4 protein-coding genes and 1 pseudogene are annotated in these 5,575 nt (G+C 70.7%); 1 reads left to right on the top strand and 4 read right to left on the bottom strand.

Features of this window, described 5'->3' with window-relative positions; all coding sequences use genetic code 11:
* From ACTS11_RS16710 to ACTS11_RS16695, 4 genes and pseudogenes are all read right to left on the bottom strand, one after another.
* Positions 1-326 (bottom strand): annotated as a pseudogene (locus ACTS11_RS16710) (succinate--CoA ligase subunit alpha); the annotation flags it as partial.
* Between the two features lie 12 nt (positions 327-338).
* Complete coding sequence (locus tag ACTS11_RS16705) at positions 339-1,514, bottom strand: malate--CoA ligase subunit beta (protein ID WP_442641429.1); 1,176 nt, start codon at positions 1,512-1,514, stop codon at positions 339-341.
* Positions 1,515-1,735: 221 nt separating this feature from the next.
* Positions 1,736-2,704 (bottom strand): HpcH/HpaI aldolase/citrate lyase family protein, encoded by a 969-nt coding sequence (locus ACTS11_RS16700; RefSeq protein ID WP_442641428.1) that lies wholly within the window; start codon positions 2,702-2,704, stop codon positions 1,736-1,738.
* A 25-nt stretch (positions 2,705-2,729) separates the two neighbouring features.
* Positions 2,730-3,932 carry a pyridoxal-phosphate-dependent aminotransferase family protein gene (locus tag ACTS11_RS16695; RefSeq protein WP_442641427.1) on the bottom strand — a complete coding sequence of 401 codons (1,203 nt, stop codon included), beginning with the start codon at positions 3,930-3,932 and terminating at the stop codon, positions 2,730-2,732.
* Between the two features lie 156 nt (positions 3,933-4,088).
* Here ACTS11_RS16695 and ACTS11_RS16690 point away from each other — a divergent pair, with 156 nt between their 5' ends.
* A complete protein-coding gene (locus ACTS11_RS16690; RefSeq protein WP_442641426.1) occupies positions 4,089-5,495 on the top strand; it encodes a helix-turn-helix domain-containing protein in 1,407 nt (468 codons plus the stop codon).
* Positions 5,496-5,575 lie beyond the last annotated feature (80 nt).

The following is a 5,575-nucleotide window of genomic DNA, read 5'->3' as shown; positions in this document are numbered from 1 at the left end:
TTGACCTTCATCATGTCCTGCGCGGGCAGCCCGTCGGTGACGCAGACGCAGGTGCGGATGCCGGCCTCGGCGGCCTCCATCATGGCGTCGGCGGCGAAGGCGGGCGGCACGAAGAGGAGCGAGGCGTCGGCCCCCGTCGCCTCGACCGCCTCGCGCACGGTGTCGAAGAGCGGCCGCCCGAGGAGCGTCTCGCCCCCCTTCCCCGGCGTGACGCCGCCCACGACATTGGTTCCGGCCTCGATCATTTCCTGGGCGTGGAACCGGCCGATGCGGCCGGACATGCCCTGCACGATGACGCGGGTTTCTTCGGTGATGAGGATGGCCATGGGTCGGGCTCCCTATTCGGCTGCGACGGGCTGCGGGCGCGCGCGCACGGCGGCCTCCGCGGCCTCGGCGAGGGTGTCGGCGGAGATGAGCGGCAGGCCGGAGGTGCGGATGATCTCGCGCCCCTCCTCCACGTTCGTGCCCGACAGGCGCACGACGACGGGCAGGGTCAGCCCCACCTCGCGGTAGGCCTGCACGACGCCCTTCGCGATCCAGTCGCAACGGTTGATGCCCGCGAAGATGTTCACGAGGATGACGCCGACGTTCGGATCGGTCAGCACGGTGCGGAAGGCGGTCACGACGCGCTCGGGGCTTGCGCCGCCGCCGATGTCGAGGAAGTTGGCGGGCTCGCCGCCGGCGAGGTGGATCATGTCCATCGTCGCCATGGCGAGGCCCGCGCCGTTGATGATGCAGCCGATGTCGCCCTCGAGCCCCACATAGGCGAGGCCGTTGTCGGCCGCCATCGCCTCGCGCGCGTCCTCCTGCGCGGGATCGCGCAGCGCGGCCACCTGCGGGCGGCGGAACAGCGCGTTGGTGTCGAAGCTCATCTTCGCGTCGAGCGCAACGAGGTCGCCCGCCCCGGTGACGGCGAGCGGGTTGATCTCGACCATCATCGCGTCGAGGTCGCGATAGGCGCGGTAGCAGGCCCTGAGCGTCGTCATCATCTGCGCGATCTGCTTGCCCTTCAGCCCGAGGCGGAAGGCCAGTTCCCGCGCCTGGAAGTCGACGAGGCCCGCGGCCGGGTCGATCACCATCCGCAGCAGACTGTCGGGGTCCTCGTGGGCGAGATCCTCGATCTCCATCCCGCCATGGCCCGAGGCCACGATCATGATGCGCTCGGACTTCCGGTCGAGGACGAAGCCGAGGTAGATCTCCTGCGCGATGTCCGTCGCCTCCTCGACCCAGAGGCGGTGGACGATCTTGCCCGAGGCGCCGGTCTGCTTGGTCACGAGCGTGCTGCCCAGAAGCGACGCCGCGCAATCGCGGACCTCGGCCTCCGTCCGGCAGAGCTTCACGCCGCCCGCCGCGCCGCGCCCGCCGGAATGGATCTGCGCCTTGACCACGCAGGGCAGCCCGAGCTCGCGCGCCCGGAACGCCGCCTGCTCGGGCGTGAAGGCGAGCCCGCCCTTCGGGACCGGCACGCCGAATCCCGCGAGGATGTCCTTGGCCTGGTGTTCGTGGATGTCCATGTCGTCTCCTCCTCCGACCTGGGTGAGCGGGTGGGCGGGACCGGGCCCCGCCTGTCTCGGGCCGTAGCGGCGGGACACGTCCCGCCCTACGCGGTGTTGGTGGCGCGGCGGGACAAGTCCCGCCCTGCGCGGTGTTGGTGGCGCGGCGGGACAAGTCCCGCCCTGCGCGGTGGGTCCGGTGGCGCGGCGGGACCCGTCCCAGCCGCGCAGGCGGCGGCGCTTCAGGCCGACGCGCTCTCGCCCTTCGCGGCGATGGCCTTGGCCATGTCGATCACGTTGCGCGCCATCTTCTCGGAGGCGGCGTCGATCATCTTGCCGTCGAGGCTCGCCGCGCCCTTGCCTTGCGCTTCCGCCTTCTTCAGCTCCTCGATGATGCGCTGCGCCTTCGTCACCTCCGCTTCCGGCGGGCTGAAGACCTCGTTGGCCAGCGCGATCTGGCTGGGGTGGATCGCCCACTTGCCCTCGCAACCGAGCGCGGCGGCACGCCGCGCGGCGGCCTTGTAGCCCTCGGGGTCCGAGAAGTCGCCGAAGGGCCCGTCCACGGCCCGCAGGCCATAGGCGCGGCAGGCGACGACCATCCGCGTGATCGAGGCGTGCCACTGGTCGCCCGGATAGTCGGGGTTGAGCCCGCCGATGTTCACCGTCCGCGCCCGCATGGAGGCGGCGTAGTCGGCGACGCCGAAGTGCAGGCACTCCAGCCGGCCCTGACCCTGATTGGCGAACTGCGCGATCGCCTCGACATTCGCCATGCCGAGCGCCGTCTCGATCAGCGCCTCGAGCCCCACGCGCGTTTCGAGGCCGCAGCCCTGCTCGATCTGGTTGACCATGGCCTCGACCATGTAGAGGTCGGCGGGCACGCCCACCTTGGGCACCAGGAGCGTGTGCACCCGGTCGCCCGCCTGCTCCATGATGTCCACCACGTCGCGGTACATGTAGTGCGTGTCGAGCCCGTTGATGCGCACCGACACGGTCTTGCCCTTCGCCGCCCAGTCGATGTCGTTCAGCGCCTGCACGGCGTTGCGGCGCGCCTGGTCCTTCTCGGGGGGGGCCACGGCGTCCTCGAGGTCGAGGAACACGACGTCGGCGGCGCTGTCGGCGGCCTTGTCGATCATGGTCGGGTTCGAGGCGGGCACGGCGAGCTCGGAGCGATGGAGCCGCTGCCGCCGGAGCGGGTGAAGCGTGTGGGACACGGCAATGGTTCCTTGTTCTCGGCGGTTACTCGGCGGCGAGGCGCAGCGCGGGATTGGCCGCGGCGGTGCCGGTGAAGTGCCTTTGCGCGGCGGCGACGCCCGCCCCGAACTGGAGCTCCGCCCCCGCCCGCACCAGCGCCATCTCCGCCACCGACAGCGCGGTCAGCGCCATGCCCTCGTTGAAGTCGCCGAGATGCCCGATGCGGAAGACCTTGCCGGACAGCCGCCCGAGGCCCGAGCCGAAGCTCGTGTTCATCTCCTCGTAAGCGACGCGCAGCACGTCGCGGGCGTCGACATGCGCCGGTGTACGGATGGCCGAGACGGTGTTCGACCAGAGCGTCGGGTGCTCGGCCACCAGGTCCAGCCCCCAGGCATGGACGCCGCGCCGGATGCCTTCGGCCAGCCGCGCGTGGCGGGCGATGACCTCGTCCAGCCCCTCGCGGAAGATCCGGTCGAGCGCCGCCCGGAGCCCCCGCAGGAGCGGCGTCGGCGGCGTGTAGGGGAAATAGCCGTCCGCGTTCATGGCGCGCATGTCGGCGAACTCGAAATAGGCGCGGCGCATGGTGGCGGTCCGGCTGGCCTCGAGCGCCTTGCGGCTGACGCCGAGGATGCCGAGGCCCGCGGGGCACATCAGGCCCTTCTGGCTGCCCGTGACGGCGAGGTCCACGCCCCACTCGTCCATGCGGAAGTCGATCGAGGCGACCGAACTGACCCCGTCCACGAACAGGAGCGCGTCGTGGAAGCAGGCGTCGAGCGCGCGGCGCACGGCGGCGATGTCCGAGGTCACGCCCGTCGCGGTCTCGTTGTGGGTGACGAAGACCGCCTTGATCTCGTCCTTCGTGTCGGCGCCGAGGCGGCGCTCGAACTCGGCCACGGGCACGCCCGCGCCCCAGGCCACGTCGACGACCTCGACGACGAGGCCGAGACGCTCGGCCATCTGCGCCCAGAGCGTCGAGAACTGGCCGAAGCGCGCGATCAGGACCTTGTCGCCGGGGTTCAGCGTGTTGGTGATCGCCGCCTCCCAGGCGCCGGTGCCCGATCCCGGAAACAGGAAGACCTCGCCCGTCCCGGTGCGGAAGACCCGCTTGAGGTCGGACAAAAGGCCCAGCGTCAGGTCGCCGAAATCGGGGGCGCGCATGTCCTCCTGCCCGACATTCATGGCGCGGCGCACCTCGTCGGGGACATTGGTGGGGCCTGGAATGAACAGGTGGGTCTGGCCGGTCTTCATCGGGGCTCTCCTCCTCGCCGCGACGGCGTCGTCCGTCTGGAAAGACCATGCGCACGTCCCGGGCAAATCGCGAAACGCAACCGGGTCCTGCTGTGAATGCGAGAATTTACATGCTATGGAATCCGTGAACTTGTAAAGTTATCCGGATACAACGGTATGCTGAAAACCTTCATCGGGCCGCGCCTCCGCCGCCTCCGGCTCGAGCAGGGGCAGACCCAGGGCCAGATGGGCAAGGCGCTGGGGATCTCCACCTCCTACGTGAACCTGCTGGAGAAGAACGAGCGCAGCGTCTCGGTGCCGGTGCTTCTCAAGCTCTTCGAGGTCTACGGCGTCGACTGGCGCGACATCGCCGAGGACGACGACACCGCCACGCTGGCCGACCTGCGGGCCGTGCTGCAGGACGACCTCTTCGACGGCAACCGCCCCGACCTGCCGCAGCTCCGCGCGGCCCAGATCCACGCGCCCGACCTCGTCTCGGCCTTCCTGAAGGTCCACCGCGCCTGGCTCGCGGCGACGGACCAGCTCATGACGCTGGCGGCCGGGGGCGAGGCGGACGCGACGCTGCTCCGGGCCTCGCCCGAGGCGGCGGTGCACAACTTCTTCCGCCGCCACCACAACCATTTCGAGGCGCTCGAGGCCGCCGCCGAACGCTTCTGGGGCGGCAGGACGCCCGCGCCCGACGACGTCTATGCCGGCGTCAAGGCGGTGCTGCGCGACCGGCTGGGGCTGCGCGTGCGGCTGGTGCGGGTGGACGACATGCCCGACGCGCTCCGCCAGTACGACGAGGCGGGGCGCGAGGTGCTGCTGTCCGAGGCGCTCGACCACCCCAACCGCGTCTTCCAGCTCGTCCACGTCGCCTGCCTGGTGGAGCACCGGACCCTCCTCGAGGAGCTTCTGGCCCAGTCGGGCATCGCCGACGCCCACGGCCTCGCGCGCTGCCGGGTGGAGCTCGCCAACTACTTCGCCGCCGCGGTCCTCATGCCCTACGGCCCCTATCTGGCCGAGGCGCTGGCCTCGAAATACGACTTCGACCACCTCGCCACCCGCTTCGGCGTCAGCTTCGAGCAGGCCTGCCACCGCGCCACCACGCTCCAGCGGTCGGGCGCGCAGGGGGTGCCGTTCTTCTTCCTGCGCATCGACAAGGCGGGCAACGTGACCAAGCGCTTCAACGCCACCGACTTCCACCTCGCGGAATACGGCGGCGCCTGCCCGCGCCTCGACGTCCACACCTCGTTCCGCGTGCCGGGGCGGATCGTGCCGCAGTTCGTCGAGATGCCCGACGCCAGCAAGTTCTTCGTCTTCGCCCGCACCGTCGACCGGCCGAGCGTCACCCGCCACGCCCAGGACGTGCGCCTTGCCGTCGCGATGGGCTGCTCGGTCGAGCATGTGGGCCAGATCGGCTATGCCGAGGATCTCCGCGCGAGCCCCGCGCATCCCACGCCCATCGGCATCAACTGCCGCATCTGCCCGCGTCTCAACTGCGAGCAGCGCGCGCACAACGCCATCGTGCTGAGCGAACCGCTGGACGAGCGGCGGCGCGGCACCACGCGCTACGCGAGCTGAGGCGGAAGGATGCCGCGTCGCGGGGAAACGGCTTTCCTCGCGGGGCCATTCGGCATACACCGCCGCCAATCTCGGACCCA

This window comes from Roseicyclus sp. (assembly GCF_052168335.1).
GTDB lineage: Bacteria > Pseudomonadota > Alphaproteobacteria > Rhodobacterales > Rhodobacteraceae > Roseibacterium.
This window is presented reverse-complemented; position numbering and strand designations above follow the sequence as displayed.